Below are 19,421 nucleotides of genomic sequence, written 5' to 3'. Positions count from 1 at the left end.
CTGGCGTTGCCGCGAGTTCAATCCATCGCCGCATGCGCGGCCGACGCATCCGGCGCCTTGTGCGACGGCCGGATCAGCAGCAGCAGCGGAATCACCAGCAGCGTCGCTACGAACATCAGCTTGAAGTCGTTCAGATACGCGACCATCGCCGCCTGCTGCGTGATCGACGCGTTCAGCGCCGCGATGTCGTAGGCGGAGCCGCTGTCGAGCATCGGCTGGAGTGCCGGATTGAACGCGGTGATGTTTGCCGCGAGGTCCGCGTGCGAGATCTGCGTGTTGCGCGTCATCAGCGTCTGCACGATCGAAATGCCGATACTGCTGCCGATATTGCGCATCAGGCTATAAGTCGCGGTGCCGTCCGCGCGCAATTCGGGCGACAGCGTCGAGAACGTCAGCGCGGACAGCGGCACGAACACGAGGCCGAGCCCGAAGCCCTGGATCACGCCGGGCCACACGATGTTCGACGGCGACAGCACGATCGTGTATTGCATCATCTGCCACAGCGCGAACGCCGAAATTAGGAAGCCGCAGAGCAGCAGCAGCCGCGCGTCGATGCGCCTGAGCAGCCGCCCGGCGATCAGCATCGCGACCATCGTGCCGGCGCCGCTCGGCGCGGTGACGAGGCCCGTGGTCGCGACCGGATAGCCCATCAGGTTTTGCAGCATCGGCGGCAGCAGCGCGCGCGTCGCGTACATCACCGCGCCGATCACGAAGATGAAGAACGTGCCGGTCGCGAAGTTCGGGTCCTTCAGCAACTTGTACTTGAAGAACGAGCGCTCGCCGACGGTCGCCGTGTGGACGAGGAAAAACGCGAAGCTGATCGCCGCGACGAGCGCTTCGATCACGATCTCGGTCGATGAAAACCAGTCGAGCTGCTCGCCGCGATCGAGCATCGCCTGAAATGCGCCGATCGCGAGGCCGAGCGTGATGAAGCCGAACGCGTCGAACTTTACGTCGTGTTTGGGCTCGCGCGTCGGCAGGAAGGTTGCGACGCCGAACAGCGCGAACGCGCCGATCGGCACGTTGATGAAGAACACCCAGCGCCAGTTGTAGCTATCGGTGAGCCAGCCGCCGAGCGTCGGACCGAGAATCGGCCCGACCATCACGCCCATGCCCCACACGGCCATCGCCTGGCCCTGTTTTTCGCGCGGATTGATGTCGAGCAGGATCGATTGCGACAGCGGCACCAGCGACGCGCCGAAGACCCCCTGCAGCAGCCGCGACACGACGATCTGCGACAAGGTTTCGGAGAGTCCGCACAGCGCGGACGACACCGTGAAGCCGCCGATCGCGATCAGCAGCAGCCGCTTCACGCTGAGACGATCCGATAGCCAGCCGGTGAGCGGCGTGGCGATCGCGGCGGCGACGATGTAAGAGGTCAGCACCCACGTGATTTCGTCCTGCGACGCGGACAGCGTGCCTTGCATATGCGGCAGCGCCACGTTGGCGATCGTGCTGTCGAGCGTCTGGATCAGCGTCGCGAGCATGATCGAGATCGTGATCATCGGCCGGTTGAGCAGCGCGGTGGCGCTCGCCGGCGTGGAGGCGGAGGACATGAAAGGTGGGCGCGGTCGATATCGTAAGCATGCTTAGTATATCGGCCATGCGGGTTTGCGCTATCGGGAGTTGTGCTGAGGGTCGAACGCATGCGCAGAGGCGCTGCAAGCCGAAGTGCTTACGTATAATCCGCGCATGAAAACCCAATTCGAAGAACGCTTCGGCTTTCTGATCTACGACGTCGGCCGACTCGCGGGCAAGCGTTTCGACGATCTCGCGAAGTCGTCGGTCGATCTGACGCGCGCGCAATGCCGCGTGCTGGCCTATCTCGGCCATTACGGCGACATCAATCAGGCGCGGCTCGCGGATCTGCTCGAGGTCGCGCCGATCTCGGCGGGCCGGCTGCTCGACCGGATGGAGGAGGGCGGCTGGATCGAGCGGACCGCCAATCCGCAGGATCGCCGCGAGCGCCAGGTACGCATGACGCCGAAGGCCGAGGCCACGCTCGGCAAGGCCCGCAAGGTCGGCGACGAGGTCGCGCTGGAAGCGCTCAATGGTTTCAGCGATGAGGAAGCGGCGCAGTTGATCGGGCTGCTGCAGCGGGTGCGCGGCAATCTGAGCCGGCTGGTGGACCGCTGACGCTCACGACTCACGTTATTTCGCTTCGGACGCCGGCACCGTTCCAGTCGGCGGGACCAGCTCATAACAGGCCGGCGCCCCGACGGTCTTGCCCGCTTTCGAATCCGGTTGCTGCGGGTCGACGCATTTGAATGCGCTCTGATCGCGCTGCACGAAGATCGTGTCGGCCAGCCCGGCATTGCCGCGCACGCCATTGACCACTGCGACGATTTTGTAGCCGTCCTGCAGTAGCGTCGCGAGCGTGGTCGGGCTGGCGCGCCATTGACTGTCGGGCGCAGCCGAAGTTTGCGCCTGCGCGGCGAACGTTACGGTAGCGCAGACAAGCGCGAGAGAAGCTGCGGTGGCGAGCGCGGCGGTGCGAAACGTCATCAGGAAACCTCCTCGAAATTGCGATTCTCGGCTGCCACGGCAGAGCCCGAGGCGCATGTCAGGCCGTTAGAGACCAACCTGTCGATCGAGTTCAGCGGCAACCACGGACCTTGCTCGCGGCCTTGCCCGAGTTGCACGGATCAGAAGGCTTTCCAATCGCCGCCCGCTTCAACGGGAGCCGTCATGAGCGTCGCAGATGCTGTAGCCCGCTTGCGAACTTCGCTGCCGGGCGACGCACGCAATTTCGTGGTTGCACGTCCGATGGCCGAAACGGGCCGCCGTTGCGCCGAGATCCGCGACTGAGCCGGTGTGGATGTGACACCGTTGCCGAGCGTGAACGCATTGACCGCGGCGCGCAGTTTCGCAGCCTGGTCGTCGAGCGACTGCGCGGCGGCCGCGGCCTGCTCGACCAGCGCGGCATTCTGCTGCGTGACTTCGTCCATTTGCGTGACGGCCTGGCCCACCTGATCGATGCCCTTGCTCTGCTCGTCGGATGCCGCCGCGATCTCGCCCATGATGTCGGTGACGCGCGTGACGGCCACGCTGATCTGCTGCATCGTGGTTCCAGCCTGATCGACCAGATCCACACCTGTGCGAACCCGCGCCACCGAGCTATCGATCAGTGCCTTGATTTCTTTCGCGGCGCTCGACGATCGTTGCGCAAGCGCGCGCACCTCGCCCGCGACGACCGCAAAGCCACGTCCCTGTTCGCCGGCCCGGGCGGCTTCGACGGCCGCGTTGAGCGCGAGGATATTGGTCTGGAAAGCGATGCCTTCGATGATTCCGATGATGTCGGCGATCTTCGCCGAGCTGTCCTTGATTTCGTCCATGGTCGAGACCACTCGCCGCACCACGCCATTGCCTTCCTCGGCGACTCCCGATGCGTTCGCGGCGAGCGTGCTTGCCTGCCGCGCGTTGTCCGCATTCTGACGCACGGTGCCCGTCAACTGCTCCATGCTGGCGGCAGTCTGCTCGAGCGATGCGGCCTGCTCCTCGGTGCGCGACGAAAGGTCGATATTGCCTGCCGCGATTTCCTTTGACGCAACGCTCACGGACTCGGTCGATTCCCTTACCGTCACCATGACGTCGACGACGCGATCCATCAACCCGTTGTAGGCGGTCGCAGCCATCCCGATCTCGTCCATCCTTTCGACCGGAACGCGCTCGGTCAAATCGAGCGACTCGCTCGCGTGTTGCAGCGTCGATTGAATGTTGTTCAGGGCTTTCTGGATCCCCCGCGACAGCGCCCATATCCACCCGGCCACGATCACAAGACCCAGCAGGATGACCGCAATCACGACGTACATCATGCTTTCGCGGGTTCGGTCCGCGCTTGCGATGGCGCTGCGCACGTCCTCCGTACTCTCCGCGATGTTCTGCTCGAGCAGTGCCTGGAAGGGCTGGAAGTCGGAGTGATAGAGCGCGGCCACACGTTCATTGGCTGCTTTCGAGTCTTGCGCGGCCAGAGCAATGACTTGCTGCGACTTCTGGTCGTACGCTCTCCAGTTTTGCATCAACGTCTTGAACTTCTCCCGACGCTCCGGACGCGCGATGAGGGAGGCAACGGTGTCCGCCCATTTGCCGATATTCTGCTCGGCATCGCTGAAGATTTTTTTCGTATCGTCGGCGGTCGGATCGAGCTGAATGGTAGACATCGCACTCGCCTTGATCTCCGTCAAACCGCGAATTTGCTGCTGCCGCCTCGATGCAGTTGCCGAAGACTCGCCGATCGAGTTGAATGCCGTCGCTGTCACAGCGAGCACGCCACCCATGGCGCAAACCGTCACCAGCATGAGGAGCTGAAGCTTGCGTTTGATATTCATTTGCGTAAGCAACCTGTCAAAAGTACTAATCAATCCAGGGCGTAGCGTCCGCCTGGCTGTACTTGTTAACGTCAGCAATGCGCGATGATTAAGTGAGGAAATGCCGCGAATGTGCGATTAAAGGCCGAATTACGAGGAATATTTCTTATATTTGTGAACTCGGCCTTTCACTGCGAAAGAACTGTGCCTTGATTAAAACTTCAGATGATTAATTGTGAACTCTCTGGTTCGACCAGAAATTGAATAAATCCTGTGCGGTCATCCAATTGGTAAGCAAGCCAAATTCAGCCAATTCATAAGGCTAATGACGGTTCGCGAAGCTCAGGCTGAAGCGGGTGCTTGTCGCGAGCCGTGCTGGCTGGCAAGCCATGCTCGCCATCCGCCAAAACCTGAGATGTCGGTTGCCGACTGCACGCCGTACGGCTCGCACAGAAAGCCGGTCACCCACGACCCGTCGACGAGTTCGACCTTCCCCAGAACCAGCGGAGAAGGAACGGTCGCGATGAACGAGCCGAACTCCGCGCTCGGTATTTCCCACACTTCGACAGCAATGTTTGCGCCGCCATCTGTGACGCGCCACAGGCCTGGGCGTCGAGTGCCGTCCGAGGACGCAGGCAGCGCCGACAATCGATAGTGCCCGGAAGTATGAGTGGCCTGCACGAGCCGGGCGCGTCGGGCAAGCAGATCGCGGTTGAGCGGCAAACCTTGCATGTGGGCACCGCAGACCGCGATCCGCATGCGGTCGTGGCTCGCCGTGTGTCGTTCGCTGGACGGCTCCGGCTCGACATTTAGGCCTCCGACGCGTCGCACGCCGCTCGCTCGTTGCAACAGATCGGCCACGCCCAACAGGTACTGGTCGGTGAATGCGCGGCCAAAAACGGTCACGCCCCACGGCAGACCGTTCTTCATGAAAGCGGTCGGCGTAGCGACGGCGGCATAGTCCAGCAGATTCATGAAGTTCGTGTAATAGCCGAGCAGGGAGTTCGGACCGATCGGGTCGCGCTCCAATTCGTCGAGCGTCACGGCGCGCGGATACGTCGGTGTCAAAACGAAATCGAGCGTCTCGATCGATGCGTCGCAGACCGCCTTCAATTCCTGCAGGCGATACTGTGCGCGAAAGAGTTCGACCGCGGTGGCGCCCGGTGCCTTCGCCAACACGTCGCGAATCACCGGCAACACCGCAGCGGGTTGCTTCGTCATCAACTCGCCCGCCACGCTGTAACGCTCGGCCACCCACGGACCTTGATAGAGCAGATTGGCGGCTTCGACAAACGGCGTGAAGTCGATTTCCACCGCCTCGCCGCCTGCCGCTTCGAGCCACGCGCGCGCGTTGGCGAACAGCTCGGGGCTCTCGGCGCAGCCGGCAAATTCCAGTTGTGCGGGCACGCCGAAGCGGAACGCCGTGGGCCGGCCAAATGCGCGCGCGGTATTCCATTGCGGATTCGAGCGACTGTATGCGTCGCGAGGATCGCTGCAAGCGCTCAAGCCAAGCAGCTCGCTCGCTTCTTCGGCCGTCGCCGTGAAGAAGGTCACACAATCGAGCGTGCGGCACGCGGGCACCACACCCGCGGTGGACAACAGGCCTTTCGTCGGCTTGAGACCGACGAGATTGTTCAGCCCGGCAGGCACGCGACCGGAACCGGCCGTATCGGTGCCGAGCGCGAAACTGGCGACGCCGAGCGCGACCGCGAGCGACGAGCCCGCGCTCGAGCCGCCCGACGGATAGTCGGGATGCACGCTATTGCGGCACTTGCCGTACGGCGAGCGGGTGCCGTTCAGACCGGTCGCGAACTGGTCGAGATTGGTCTTGCCGAGCGGTATCGCGCCGAGCGCGATCAACCGCGCAACGATGCTCGCCGACTGCGACGGCGTGTACGCGAATGCGGGACACGCGGCCGTCGTCTGAATGCCGGCGAGATCGATGTTGTCCTTGATCGCGAACGGAACGCCATAGAGCGGCAGGCTCTCGAGGTCTTGCGCGTCGAGTCGGTCGAGGTAAGGCGCGAGCTCGTCTTCGCTCAGAAGATGGATGAACAGATTGAACGATGGATTCAGCGTAGCGGCTTTCGCGAGCAGTTCGGCGACGAGCTTGCGCGGCGTGAGTTCCCCTGCACGATAGGCGGTGCGAAGTGTCGAAAGGCGTAGATCGAATGACGGGAGTGACGACATGATTTTTCGTCCAGATATTTAGTGACGCGCGATGAGCGCAACGCGTTGCCCGGCGCGCACCGGCGAACCCGGCGCCACGTAGATCTCGCCGACGGTTCCGGCACACGGCGCGCACACCGAGATCTCCATCTTCATCGACTCGATGATGAGCAGCACGTCGCCGGCGTCGACCGTGTCGCCGGTTTTGACTTTGACTTGCCAGAGGCTGCCGGCAATCTCGCTGTCCACCGCGACTTCGCCGTCTTTCAGCGGCGCCAACTGAGCGTCTTCGGTGACCGGCGCCTCGAACGACTCTTCCGAGCTGCCCGCTTCACGCCACCGCTCGCGCTCCGCCTGGAAGGCCGCCTGTTGCCTCGAACGGAACTGCTCGATGCTGACGGATTCGCTGGCGAGGAACGCCTGATAGTCCGGCAGCGAAAGCTCGGACTCTTCGATCCGCAACGGATAACGCCCCAGCGGGAAGTCCGCGCGAATGCGCAGCAGTTCGTCGGCCGACACTTCGTAGAAGCGAATCTGATCGAAGAAGCGCAGCAAATAATGCTGGCCGGCGAAATCCGCGACGTCACGATAGCGATTCCACATCTGCAGCGTGCGGCCGACGAACTGGTATCCGCCCGGTCCCTCCATGCCATAGACGCACAGATACGCGCCGCCGATGCCGACCGAGTTCTCCGCGGTCCACGTACGGGCCGGGTTGTATTTGGTCGTGACCAGACGATGACGCGGATCGAGCGGTGTCGCGACCGGCGCGCCGAGGTACACGTCGCCGAGTCCCATCACGAGATAGCTCGCATCGAAGACGATCTGCCTGACCGCGTCGATGGAGTCGAGATCGTTGATGCGACGAATGAATTCGAGGTTGCTCGGACACCACGGCGCATCCTTGCGCACCGTGGTCATGTATTTTTCGATCGCAAGCTGACACGCGGGATCATCCCAGGACAGCGGCAGATGAACGATTCGCGACGGCACACGCAGGTCCTTGTGCAGCAAGACCTCGTCCCACGCCTGCCCGACGATGTCGAGCAAGCGCGCGAGCGGCAGATCCTCGGGCCAGTAGTGGATCTGCAGCGAACGGATGCCGGGCGTGAGATCGATGACGCCCGTCAGATGCTTCGCTGCGAGTGACTGCATCAGCGCATGTCCGCGGAACCGTGCAACGAGATCGAGCTCCGCCGGTCCGATTTCGAGCAGCAGATGCGTATCGCCGGATAAACGCGCGACGAGTCTCTCGCGCCCCGCGCCGGTATCGAGCACGATGGGCGAGCTCAGCGATGCTTTTCTTACGACCGGCGCGCTCCGTGCGATCTCGAGGCTCGCCAGTTCCTGGCGACGCTCACGCGCAGCTTCACGCGCCTGTTCGACTTCGACGGGAGTGAAGCGGATCTTGTCGCCCGCTTTCAGCTGGCCGATCTGCCAGAGATCCGCTTCGATGATCGTGACCGGACACACGAAGCCGCCGAGACTCGGGCCGTCGGGGCCGAGGATCACCGGCATGTCGCCGGTGAAGTCGACGGCGCCGATCGCGTATGGATTGTCGTGAATGTTCGAGGGATGCAGTCCGGCCTCGCCGCCGTCCTCGCGCGCCCATTCGGGTTTCGGTCCGATCAGGCGCACGCCGGTACGGCTGGAGTTGAAGTGAACCTCCCACTCGATGTCGAGCAGCTGCGCGATATAGCGCTCGCTGAAGTATTCGGGCGCACCATGCGGGCCATAGATCACGCGAAGGGTGCGTACGCCGTCGAGCGACGGCACATCGGCGAGCGCGGCGCCGGTATGCGGATCGTCGAGCGGATAAAGATGCAGCACGTCGCCGGCGCGGATCGCACGGCCGCCATGCCCGCCGAACTGACCGAGCGTAAAGGTGCTGCGGCTGCCGAGGTAGAGCGCGACATCGAAGCCGCCGCGCACGCACAGGTAAGCGCGCGCGCCTGCGCCACGGATCGTGCCGAGCGTGAGCGTCGAACCCGCCGGTACGTGGAAGCTCGTGTTCAGCGGCTGCGCGACGTCGTCGAGCAGCACCGGAATCTGCGCGCCCGTGATGGCGACCACCGCGTCGGCGTTAAAGCGCAGTGTCGGCCCGCTCATCGTGACTTCGAGAGCCGCGGCGTCGGCCGCATTGCCGAGCAGGCGATTGCCGAGCCGCATCGCGCGGTCATCCATCGGCCCCGACGGTGGGATGCCGACTGCCCAATAGCCGAGCCGGCCCGGATAGTCCTGCACCGTCGTTTGCGTGCCGCCGCTGACGACTTCGACCGTGCTGGCCTGATATCTGAGCCCTTCGAGACATCGCGTCCACGGTTCGCCCGACGCGAACGGCCGGTCCCGCAGAATCTGGCGCAGATAGTCGCGATTCGTCTCGACGCCGTAGAGCCGGGTGCTGCGCAACGCTTCGTCGAGCGCATGGCGCGCTTCATCGCGACTCGGCGACCAGGCGATCACCTTCGCGAGCATCGGGTCGAAGTAAGGCGGCACTTCGCAACCGGCTTCGATCCACGTATCGATGCGCAGAGCGCGGCCGTCCGCGTGCGGGAACGCGACATCGGTCAGGAGGCCCGGACTGGGTTTGAAATCACGACCCGGGTCTTCCGCGTAGAGCCGCGCCTGGATCGCGTGTCCTCGCGGCGTCAGACGCGCCGCGAGTTCCTTCAACGGGGCGAGCGTGCCGGCCGCGAGCTCGATCATCCAGCGCACGAGATCGACGCCCCACACCTGCTCGGTGACGCCGTGCTCGACCTGCAGACGGGTGTTCACTTCGAGGAAGTAGAACTGTTCGGCCGCGCTGTCGTACACGAACTCGACGGTGCCGGCGGAGCGATAGTCGACGGCCTTCGCGAGCTTGACCGCGGCCTCGCACAGCGCGGCCGGAATGCCGTCCGGCAGGCAAGGCGCGGGCGTCTCTTCGAGTACCTTCTGATTACGACGCTGCACCGAGCAGTCGCGCACGCCGAGCGCAATCGCGTCGCCTTTGCCATCGCCGAATACCTGCACTTCCAGATGCCGCGCCCGCTCGATGTACTTCTCGAGAAACACGCCGGCATCGCTGAAGTTGTTTTCGCCGAGACGTTTGACCGCGTCGAAATGGGCGCCGAGCTCGTCGGCATTCCAGCACACCCGCATGCCGATGCCGCCGCCGCCCGCGGTGCTTTTCAACATCACCGGATAGCCGATGGTCCGCGCGGCCGCGAGCGCCGCCGGCACGTCCGCGAGCAGCCCGGTGCCTTCGAGCATCGGCACGCCCTGGTTCGCCGCGATTTCGCGGGCGGTGTGCTTGAGGCCGAACGCGCGCAGCTGTGCGGGCGTCGGTCCGATGAACGCGATGCCGGCCGCTTCGCAGGCTTCGCCGAATGCCGCGTTCTCGGATAAGAACCCGTAGCCGGGATGGATCGCCTGCACGCCTTCGCGACGGGCGATCGCGAGGATCTTGTCCACGTCGAGATAGGTCAGCGCGGCGGGGCCCTCGCCGAGCGCATGCGCGACAGGCGCCTCGCTGACGTGGCGGCTCGCCCGGTCGGCTTCCGCGTAGATGGCGACGCCGGTGACGTCGAGTTCGCGCAACGTCCGGAGAATGCGGCACGCGATAGCGCCGCGATTGGCGATCAGAATCTTCTCGAACATGGAAGGTGTGTTGATTCGAGGCGGGCCGTCCCGCCGTGGGAATGACCGGCCGTGGTCGTCCACGGCCGAAGTCGCGTCAGCGATCTATCTGGGTCAGCTCGTCGCGCGACCGGGTGAAGTAGCGCCCCGCGCGAACCAGCATGATCAGGAACAGCCAATGGCGGATCCGCTTCAGTTCCATATCAGCAGCTCCGCGGGCGTCGGGTTGTACGCGTTGCACGGATTGTTCAGCTGCGGGCAGTTGGAGATCAGCACGATGACGTCCATCTCGGCGCGCAATTCGACGTACTTGCCCGGCGCGGAAATGCCGTCTTCGAAGCTGAGGCCGCCTTCGGACGTCACCGGCACGTTCATGAAAAAGTTCACGTTCGCGCCGATGTCCTGCTTCGACAGACGGCCGTCATGCGCGCAGGCGCGCAGGAAGTTGTCGCGGCAGCTGTGCATGTAGCGCTTCTCCAATGCGTAGCGCACCGTGTTGCTCTCCTGCGCGCAGGCACCGCCGAGCGTGTCGTGGCGCCCGCACGTATCGGCGACGATCGTCAGCATCGGATTGCCGAGGTTCGAATACAGCACCGAGCCCGATGTCAGGTAGAGGCTCTTTTGCCGGCGCAACGTGCGTTGCGGATCGAAGCGCTCGCGCGGATCGGCGAGGCTGTAGAACAGCGTGTCGACCGCCTGGTTGCCTTCGAGATCGACGACGCGCAGCGTTTGCCCGGCCTTCACCTCGTGAAGCCACGGCTCGCCCGCGGCGAGTGTCGCGCGATAAACCGCGGTTTCCGGACGTTTGTCGCTGACGATAAGCGTGCTAGTCATAAGCATGGCCTTCGCTCAAAGAAAGAAGCGTTCTGTGTTGATGAAACCGCGTACGTTCTCTTCGCATGCGGTACGGCAAACTTCGGCGATAGCGGGGCGCGCGTCGCTCAATTCGAGCTTGACGGGCCTCGGCGCGTACTCGGGATTCGGGTCGAGCGGATGCTGGATCGCGGTGAGCACGACGAGCGTGTTCATCGGCGCGTAGAGCTCGACGTAGTCGCCGGCCTTCGAGTTGCCGGGAACGAAGTTCAGCGAGCCGTCGTCGCTGACGTCGACACGGCTGAACAGGTTGAGCGTCATCAGCAGGTCGGTGATGCCGAGCCCCCACTTGCCCATTTCGACGAGCAGGTTGTCCGTGCCGTTGCGGTGGAACGCGTTGCGCAGCTCCTGGTAGCGGCCCGCGCCGTATCGTTCGCGAACCTCGTCGGCGTTCGACACACCGCCGATGCTGTCGTGCCAGCCACAGGTATCCACGACGATCGCGGCAAGCACGCGGCCCATGTCGGAGTACAGGCAGTGTCCAACGGTGAGCTTGGCCGTGTGCTGGCACTTCAGCGAATCCGGCAGATTGAGCCGTTCGCTTTTCTCGGTCGCATTGACCATCATCACGCTGACGTTCGCACCGCCACGCAGGTCGGTAATGCGCAGCGATTGCCCGCGCCTGACGATCAGCGACGTATGACCGCCACCCGGGACGGTTTCTTCAAGCAGTAAGGTCGTACCAGAGTTCATACCTGTGTTCCCTTCAGTCGGAGAGCAGTTCGATCGGGGCGGCGCCTCGCACGGCCGCCTCGGCGATATGCACGGCAGAGACGGAAGCGCGGCTACGGTCGAGCGGAATGTTGTAGGTGATGCGCGCGCCATAGGCGCCCGGTGCCTGCGGGTCGACGCGCACCTTGTCGAACACCAGCACGCGGCTTCCCAACGTGAAGCCTTCTTTCAGGTCATGCGTGACCATGAAGATCGTGAGCTTCGATTCGCGCCACAGGTCGGAGAGCAGCGCGTGCATGTCCTTGCGAATGCCGGGGTCGAGCGCGCCGAACGGCTCGTCGAGCAGCAGCACGCGAGGCTTCATCATCAGCGCTTGCGCGATGGCGAGGCGTTGCTGCATGCCGCCCGAGAGCTGCTGCGGAAACTTGTTCAATGCGGCGCCGAGGCCGACGCGCTCCAGCATGGCGACGGCCTCGTCTCGCGCCACGTGCCGTTGGGCACCGAATAGCCGGCCGGTGAACTTCGCGCGTGGAAGCTCGAGCCCCAGCATGACGTTGCGCAGCACGCTCAAGTGGTCGAATACCGAGTAGCGTTGAAACACGACGCCGCGATGCCGGTCCGGTTCGCCGGGCAGCGGCTTGCCGTCCAGCAGGATCTCGCCGCGCGTCACGCGCTCCTGACCGAGCAGCAAGCGCAGAAACGTCGATTTGCCGCAGCCCGATGCGCCCACCATCGAACAGAACTCGCCTTCCTTGACGGTCAGATTCAAGCGCTCGAGCACGACCTGGTCGCCGTACTCTTTCCAGACGTTGCGGACTTCGATCATCGCGCGCCTCCGTACCAGGGGAAGCACCACTGCGTGATGCGGCGTAGCAGCTCGTCGGTGAGCCATGCGAGCAGCGTGATCCACGCGACGTACGGCAGGATCAGGTCCATCGACAGATAGCGGCGCACGAGGAAGATCCGATAGCCGAGGCCATCGGTCGACGCGATCGCTTCGGCCGCAATCAGAAAGAGCCACGCCGCGCCGAGCGACAGACGCGTCGCCACCAGCAGACGCGGCAGCAGTTGCGGCAGCACCAGACGCAGGATCAGGGTCCAGCTGGTGGCGCCGAGCGTCTGGGCCTTGACCCACAGCTCGGCCGGAATCTCGCGGGCGCGAGCATGCAGATCGCGAATGATCACCGGTGTGATGCCCACGACGATCAGTACGACCTTCGACAACTCATCGAGCCCGAACACGATGAACAGGATCGGCAGCACCGCTAGCGGTGGCACCATCGAGATCACGGTGATGAACGGCGAGAGCGTCGCGCTGACGAGCGGAAGCGAACCGGTCGCGATCGCGGCGACGAGCGCGATGACGGCACTCGCGACGAGGCCGATACCGAGCCTGCGCAAGCTCGCCAGCGTGTCCGCCCACAACAGATACTCGCCGGTGCGCTTATCCTCGGTGAAGGCGGCCAGCTTCACTGCATCGCTCATTTGCGTCGCGCTCGGCAGCAGCTTGTCATCGGGATTGAGCGAGAGCCGCATCGAGGAGCCGGTGAAGTAGACCGCGCATAGCACGACGAACGGCAGCAGGAGCAGCATCAGGCCGCCGATCCGGCTCGGATGTCGATTGATGAGTCGCATGGTGAGCGCCTGGTTAAGAGCTGGAATGCGAGCCCGGCGTGCGGGCCCGCAGCGAGAGCCTGGACGATCCTTCTCAGAGCTTGCCCGCGGCCGCCATCGCGACGTAGGACGGGTCGAAGCGCAGCTTGACGTTGTTCTTGTTGCCGACCACGACGCCCTTGTCGAACGCCATGCCGACCGCGTCGGCGCTCTTCGCGTCCTGGCCGAGCAGGCCGTGATCGAAAGAGAACTTCGCGACGCGCGTCATGATCTTCGGCATGTCGGGGCTCGTGACGAAGTCGAGCGCGGCTTGCGGAGAATAGAAGAGAGCGGTCGTCGACAGTTGGCCCTTGAAGTTGGCGAGGTCGGTGCCGGAGGCCTTCGCCATCGCGGTCAGCGCGGACGTGCTGGCCGCGGAGTCCGTGTGCATCAGCGCGACCATTTCGAACCATGCGCCGGTGAGCGCCTTGCCGAGGGCCGGGTTCTCCTGCAGCGTCTTCGTGTTGACGACCATCATGTCCATGATTTCGCCGGGGATCTTGCTGGAGTCGAATACTTCGCTGACGTTCGGCTGGGACTTCAGGTCGGCGAGCATCGGGTTCCAGGTGACCGCGTTATGAACCGTGGGCGTGGAGAAGGCGCCCGAGATGTCGGCATCCGAGGTGTTCACGACCTTGAGGTCGCGCTCGCTCATATGCGCGCTTTCGAGCGCGCGGGCGAGCAGGTAGTGCGAGACGGAGAACTGCACGAGGTTGACCTGCTGTCCCTTCAGGTCGGCGATCTGTTTGCCCTTGCCCTTCATCAGCACGCCGTCGTTGCCGTTCGAATAGTCGCTGACGATCAGGGCCGTCGAATCCACGCCGCCCGAAGCGGGAATCGTGAGCGCATCCATGTTGGTCATGGCGCAGCCATCGAACTTGCCGGCCGTGTACTGATTGATGGACTCGACGTAGTCGTTCAGTTGCACGACATCGACCTTGATGCCGTATTTGCTGGCCCATTTGGAGACGATGCCTTGGGTTTTCGCCTGACCCCATGGCATCCAGCCGGCGTAGATGGTCCAGCAAACCTTGAAGTCGTTGCGGCCCGCGGCGAACGTGGGGCTCGAGGCGAAGGTGGCGAGGGAGACGGCGGCAATGCCAAGACAGCGAACGAGCTTGAACATGGGTTGACCTCGGAGGGGACGGTTAGCGACGGCAGGGAGCAGCGCAAACATCGCGTTCTCTCCCGGGCTTTTGTCCCGCCGTGTAACCTCGCCTGAGGTCGACAGCTCTCGGACCAGCACCCGCGTGAAGCAGGCCGGAACCCTAGCCGTCCATTTCCAGATTGTTTGTCGAACCGGTGGTTGCGCCGGCTCCTTGCGCGCTCTTTAAAGCGGGAAGTGTGCCAGCGGAGATGTCTGGGACTGGGCGTGCGTTTGGTGGGGCGAAGGGGAAGGTTTTGCCCTGGGGCGGGGAGGAGGTGCACTGAACTGTGTCAGGGTGTGCACTTGAATCGGGCGGAGGGGGAGGAGGTGAGTCCTTCGATGCTGGGATCTCAGCGGAGGGCTCGAAGCGAAAACAAAAAAGCCGCTGTCCTTGTGGGACAGCGGCTTTTTCTTGATGCTGGTGGCGAATCAGGGACTCGAACCCCGGACCTGCGGATTATGATTCCGTCGCTCTAACCGACTGAGCTAATTCGCCGAAAGAAGCGAGATTATGCGGGGGAGGCCGGAGGCTGTCAACCCCCGGCGCACAACTTTTTCAGATAGGCCGGACTGCCCGTTCACTCAATCCTTCGCGTAGATATCCGAGTCCTTGGTTTCGCGCACGAAGAGCACGCCGATCACCAGGGTGACCAGCGCGATGATGATCGGATACCACAGCCCCGAGTAGATGTTGCCCTTCGCCGCGACGATCGCGAACGCGGTAGCCGGCAGGAAGCCGCCGAACCAGCCATTGCCGATGTGATACGGCAGCGACATCGACGTATAGCGAATGCGCGTCGGGAACATCTCGACCAGCATCGCCGCGATCGGCCCGTACACGATCGTCACGTAGATCACCAGGATCGTCAGGATCACGATGCTCATCGGCCAGTTGATCTGCGACGGATCGGCCTTCGGCGGATAGCCGGCGGCTTTCAGCGTCGCCGCGAGCGTCTTCTCGAAGGTTTTGCCTTGCTCCTTCGCGTCGGCGGCGTGGGCGTCGAACGTGTTGACGACCGTATCGCCCACGCGGATTTGCGCCATCGTGCCGGCCGGTGCCGCGACGTTGTCGTAGTTCAGGCCGGCGCGCGACAGCGCGCCCTTGGCGATGTCGCACGAGCTCGTGAACTTCGCCGTACCTACCGGGTTGAACTGGAACGAGCACTCGGCCGGATCGGCGATCACGACGATCGGCGACTTCGCGGTCGCCGCTTCGAGCGCCGGGTTCGTGTAGTGCGTGAGCGCCTTGAACAGCGGGAAGTAGGTCGCCGCGGCGATCAGCAGGCCGGCCATGATGATCGGCTTGCGGCCGATGCGATCAGACAGCGAACCGAAGAACAGGAAGAACGGCGTGCCGATCAGCAGTGCGATCGCGATCATGATGTTGGCGCTCGAGCCATCGACCTTCAGCGTCTGCGTGAGGAAGAACAGCGTGTAGAACTGGCCCGTGTACCACACCACAGCCTGGCCGGCGGTCAGGCCGAACAGCGCGAGAATCACGACCTTCAGGTTCTTCCACTGGCCGAACGCTTCGGAGAGCGGCGCCTTCGAGGTCTTGCCTTCGGCCTTGATGCGCTCGAACACCGGCGACTCGTGCAGTTGCAGACGAATCCACACCGAAACCCCGAGCAGCACGATCGACACGATGAACGGAATGCGCCAGCCCCATGCGCCGAACGCGTCTTCGCCCATGGTCGTGCGCACGCCGAGAATCACCAGCAGCGACAGGAACAGGCCAAGCGTCGCCGTGGTCTGGATCCACGCGGTATAGAAGCCGCGGCGTCCGGCCGGCGCGTGTTCGGCCACGTAGGTCGCGGCGCCGCCGTACTCGCCGCCGAGCGCGAGACCTTGCAGCAGGCGCATGGCGATGAAGAGCACCGGCGAAGCGATGCCGATCGCCGCATAGCCTGGCAGGAAGCCGACGAGGAACGTCGACAGGCCCATGATGACGATCGTGATCAGGAACGTGTACTTGCGCCCGACCATGTCGCCGAGCCGGCCGAACACGAGCGCGCCGAACGGCCGCACCGCGAAGCCCGCCGCGAAGCTGAGCAGCGTGAAGATGAACGCGGCGGTCGGATTGACGCCGGAGAAGAAACTCTTGCTGATGAAGGCCGCGAGCGAGCCGGCCAGATAAAAGTCGTACCACTCGAAAACCGCACCCATGGACGATGCGAAGATCACCCGCTTCTCATCGCGCGTCATCGGGGAGTGCGAGATTTGCCCGCCAACGGTAGCCATATGTCGTCTCCAATATTGATATACACGCGGATCGCCGGCATAGGCGTCCCCGTGCCACCGATTATTGGAGTGGAAACTTACGGCGTTCTGACTCGACGGCAAAACCTGGGTGGTCCGATTCACCGGCGAATCGGCAGCCAATTTCAGTCAACGTGCGTATATGTTCGCGCAACCCACGTCGAAATATCTCGAAAATACGGTGCCGGCCCGCTGACGATCAAGCCGCGTTAGGGTAAGTCCCGCCCCCGTTCGAGCACGTGCAAGCTGACACGCACCAGCGTTCCGGCGAGCCGCGGCGACTCCTGGTAGACGTTGTCGTCGATGGTGAGCTCGCCGCCGTGCATCGCCGTGATCTCGCGCACGATCGCGAGACCGAGGCCGCTGCCGTCACCCTCGCGGCCGAGAATCCGGTAAAAGCGCTCGACGACGCGCGAGCGCTCGCTGGCCGGAATGCCGAGCCCGGTGTCCTCGACTTCCAGATGCACGAGCCGCGCGGGGGCGTCATGACGCACGCGCACGGTGATGCGGCCGCCGGCCGGCGTATAGCGGATCGCATTGTCGATCAGGTTCGCCAGCATTTCGCGCAGCATCACCGGATTACCGGCGACTTCGACCGGCTCGTCGGGCGCTTCGTAGCCGAGATCCATCTCCTTCGCGAGCGCGGGCTGCACCCATTCGCGCACTGCGCTGCGCGCGAGTTCGCCCAGCTCGACCGGCGTGAAGATCTGTCCCGAGCGGCGGTTCTCCGCCCGTGCGAGCGCGAGCAACTGCGTGACGAGCCGCGCGGCGTGCTCGGAACTCGTCGCGATCTGTTCGAGCGAGCGATGCACCTCGGCCGACGCGTTCTGGCGCAACGCCAGCTCGGCCTGCGTGCGCAGGCCGGCGAGCGGCGTTTTCATCTGGTGCGCGGCGTCGGCGATGAAGCGCTTCTGCAGCTCCATGTTCTGTTCGAGGCGCGTGAGCAGATCGTTGAACGACGTGACGAGCGGCTCGATCTCCGGCGGCGCGCGGCGCGCCTCGAGCGGCGACAGATCATCCGGCCGGCGCGCGCGGATATGCGCTTGCAGCGCGTGCAGCGGTTCGAGCCCGCGCGACAGGCCGAACCACACCAGCAGGATCGCCAGAGGCAGGATCACGAACTGCGGCAGGATCACGCCCTTGATGATGTCGTTGGCGAGTTGGCTGCGCTTGTCGAGCGTTTCGGCGACCTGCACGAGCACGGCCTGGGCGCCCGGTGTCTGCGGAAACTCGACGGTCGTGTACGCGACGCGGATGTCGTTGCCGCGCAGGACGTCGTCGCGAAATTCGACGAGGCCGGGCTGCGGGCGGTCCTCCTCGTGCGGCAGCGGCATGTCGCGCTCGCCCGCGACGAGTTCGCCGCGCGTGCCGAGCACCTGAAAGAACACGCTGTCGACGTTGTCGGCGCGCAGGAAATCGCGTGTCGAGTCGGGCAGCGACAGCTCCGCGACGCCGTTGACCGGATGAATCTGACGCGCGAGCACGTAGGCGTCGGTTTCGAGCGCACGGTCGAACGGCCCGTTCGCGATCGACTTCGCGACCAGATACGTGACCGCGAGGCTCATCGGCCACAGCAGCAGGAGCGGCGCCAGCATCCAGTCGAGAATCTCGCCGAACAGCGAGCGCGGACGCGCTTCGGCTGCGGCTTCGGTTTCGTCGGGTGGGGCGAACGGATTGGCGTAGCGCGCGTCGCGCGCCTCGTCGAGGTCCGCCGCGTGCGCCGTGGCGCGATCAGCGCGTGCGGACATCGCTGGCCTCTATTTGTAGTGGTGGCTCGCCGGCATCGCGGCGGACGACGGCTCGCTCGACGGTTGTGCCGGTTGCGCGGGTTGCGCGGGTTGCGCCGATTGCGCCGTTTGCGGCTCGGAGCCGCTTGAGCCGGCCGGGGCGCCGGGCGGGTTCGCAGTCGCGTTCGCCTGCGGCGCCGCTTTTTCGAGGCAGTAGCCGAGCCCGCGCACGGTGATGATGCGCACCCCGCTCGGCTCGATCTTCTTGCGCAGCCGGTGCACGTAGACTTCGATCGCGTTGTTGCTGACTTCCTCGCCCCATTCGCACAGATGGTCGACGAGCTGCTCTTTCGAGACCAGCCGGCCGATCCGTTGCAGCAGCACTTCGAGCAGGCCGAGTTCGCGCGCGGACAGATCGATCACCTGGTCGTTCACGTGGGCGATGCGGCCCACCTGATCGAACGACAGCGAGCCATGCCGCACGACCGTGGGGCCGCCGCCGGCGCCGCGCCGCGTCAGCGCGCGCACGCGGGCTTCGAGTTCGTTCAGCGCGAAGGGTTTGGCCATGTAGTCGTCGGCGCCGAGGTCGAGGCCTTTGACGCGTTCGTCGACGCTATCGGCGGCGGTCAGGATCAGCACGGGCAGGTTCGAATTGCGCGCGCGCAGGCGGCGCAGCACCTCGAGCCCGGACATGCGCGGCAGGCCCAGATCGAGGATCAATAGGTCGAACGTCTGCATTGACAATGCTGTATCGGCTTCTACGCCGCTTTTGACGTGATCGACCGCATAGGCCGATTGGCGGAGTGATCGAACCAGACCGTCCGCGAGTATGCTGTCGTCTTCGGCTATCAGAATTCGCATGATGCGCCAGCCTGGCTTTGCCGGCACCGTGGGGGTTGCCCCGGCGCGCAGCGGTCTCCGAACATTATTGTGAGTAGTTGAGGCGGCGCGGCAGTAAAAATGCGCGTTCGCATCACATCGCGCTTGCCAAAACTA

The 19,421-nt window shown here is 64.2% G+C and carries 14 protein-coding genes, 1 tRNA gene and 1 riboswitch; of the genes, 1 reads left to right on the top strand and 14 read right to left on the bottom strand.

Going from position 1 to position 19,421, the window contains the following annotated elements; all coding sequences use genetic code 11:
* Nucleotides 1-17: 17 nt before the first annotated feature.
* Complete coding sequence (locus CI15_RS04045; protein ID WP_062124544.1) at nt 18-1,556, bottom strand: DHA2 family efflux MFS transporter permease subunit; 1,539 nt, start codon at nt 1,554-1,556, stop codon at nt 18-20.
* 136 nt (nt 1,557-1,692) lie between these two features.
* Between CI15_RS04045 and CI15_RS04040 the strand changes: the two genes are divergently transcribed.
* Nucleotides 1,693-2,136: a MarR family winged helix-turn-helix transcriptional regulator gene (locus tag CI15_RS04040; protein ID WP_062124541.1), complete on the top strand. Its 444-nt coding sequence runs from the start codon at nt 1,693-1,695 to the stop codon at nt 2,134-2,136.
* A gap of 15 nt (nt 2,137-2,151) precedes the next feature.
* Here CI15_RS04040 and CI15_RS04035 read toward each other — a convergent pair whose 3' ends face one another.
* The 13 genes from CI15_RS04035 to CI15_RS03975 all read right to left on the bottom strand — a co-directional run bounded on the left by CI15_RS04035 (nt 2,152) and on the right by CI15_RS03975 (nt 19,286).
* The gene (locus CI15_RS04035; RefSeq protein WP_062124538.1) at nt 2,152-2,505 is read right to left on the bottom strand and encodes a hypothetical protein; all 354 of its coding nucleotides are present in this window, start codon (nt 2,503-2,505) and stop codon (nt 2,152-2,154) included.
* A gap of 140 nt (nt 2,506-2,645) precedes the next feature.
* A complete protein-coding gene (locus tag CI15_RS04030) occupies nt 2,646-4,328 on the bottom strand; it encodes a methyl-accepting chemotaxis protein (RefSeq protein ID WP_063910523.1) in 1,683 nt (560 codons plus the stop codon).
* A 321-nt stretch (nt 4,329-4,649) separates the two neighbouring features.
* On the bottom strand, nt 4,650-6,497 hold the full coding sequence (gene atzF, locus CI15_RS04025; RefSeq protein ID WP_062124537.1) for an allophanate hydrolase: 1,848 nt from the start codon (nt 6,495-6,497) through the stop codon (nt 4,650-4,652).
* 18 nt (nt 6,498-6,515) lie between these two features.
* Nucleotides 6,516-10,115, bottom strand: a complete 3,600-nt coding sequence (uca, locus tag CI15_RS04020; protein WP_062124535.1) for an urea carboxylase — start codon at nt 10,113-10,115, stop codon at nt 6,516-6,518.
* A 171-nt stretch (nt 10,116-10,286) separates the two neighbouring features.
* Complete coding sequence (locus CI15_RS04015) at nt 10,287-10,928, bottom strand: urea amidolyase associated protein UAAP2 (RefSeq protein ID WP_062124533.1); 642 nt, start codon at nt 10,926-10,928, stop codon at nt 10,287-10,289.
* Between the two features lie 15 nt (nt 10,929-10,943).
* Nucleotides 10,944-11,660, bottom strand: a complete 717-nt coding sequence (locus tag CI15_RS04010) for an urea amidolyase associated protein UAAP1 (RefSeq protein WP_062124531.1) — start codon at nt 11,658-11,660, stop codon at nt 10,944-10,946.
* Between the two features lie 13 nt (nt 11,661-11,673).
* The gene (locus tag CI15_RS04005) at nt 11,674-12,465 is read right to left on the bottom strand and encodes an ABC transporter ATP-binding protein (protein WP_062124529.1); all 792 of its coding nucleotides are present in this window, start codon (nt 12,463-12,465) and stop codon (nt 11,674-11,676) included.
* Nucleotides 12,462-13,274, bottom strand: coding sequence for an ABC transporter permease (locus tag CI15_RS04000; protein ID WP_062124527.1), 813 nt, complete (start codon nt 13,272-13,274; stop codon nt 12,462-12,464). Before CI15_RS04000 ends, CI15_RS04005 begins: the two co-directional genes overlap by 4 nt.
* A 73-nt stretch (nt 13,275-13,347) precedes the next feature.
* Nucleotides 13,348-14,418: a putative urea ABC transporter substrate-binding protein gene (locus CI15_RS03995; protein ID WP_062124526.1), complete on the bottom strand. Its 1,071-nt coding sequence runs from the start codon at nt 14,416-14,418 to the stop codon at nt 13,348-13,350.
* 57 nt (nt 14,419-14,475) lie between these two features.
* Nucleotides 14,476-14,575: riboswitch (guanidine-I (ykkC/yxkD leader) on the bottom strand.
* Nucleotides 14,576-14,858: 283 nt separating this feature from the next.
* Nucleotides 14,859-14,935: transfer RNA gene (locus tag CI15_RS03990), tRNA-Met, on the bottom strand.
* Between the two features lie 86 nt (nt 14,936-15,021).
* Nucleotides 15,022-16,680: an MFS transporter gene (locus tag CI15_RS03985; protein ID WP_062124524.1), complete on the bottom strand. Its 1,659-nt coding sequence runs from the start codon at nt 16,678-16,680 to the stop codon at nt 15,022-15,024.
* 227 nt (nt 16,681-16,907) lie between these two features.
* The gene (locus CI15_RS03980; RefSeq protein ID WP_062124522.1) at nt 16,908-18,446 is read right to left on the bottom strand and encodes a sensor histidine kinase; all 1,539 of its coding nucleotides are present in this window, start codon (nt 18,444-18,446) and stop codon (nt 16,908-16,910) included.
* 9 nt (nt 18,447-18,455) lie between these two features.
* Entirely contained in the window at nt 18,456-19,286 is an 831-nt protein-coding gene (locus tag CI15_RS03975; RefSeq protein WP_062124520.1) for a response regulator transcription factor, read from the bottom strand.
* Between the last annotated feature and the right edge of the window lie 135 nt (nt 19,287-19,421).

Source organism: Paraburkholderia monticola (assembly GCF_001580545.1).
Classification (GTDB): domain Bacteria; phylum Pseudomonadota; class Gammaproteobacteria; order Burkholderiales; family Burkholderiaceae; genus Paraburkholderia; species Paraburkholderia monticola.
The sequence above is the reverse complement of the archived record's forward strand: the minus strand, read 5'-3'. Positions and strand labels throughout refer to the sequence as shown.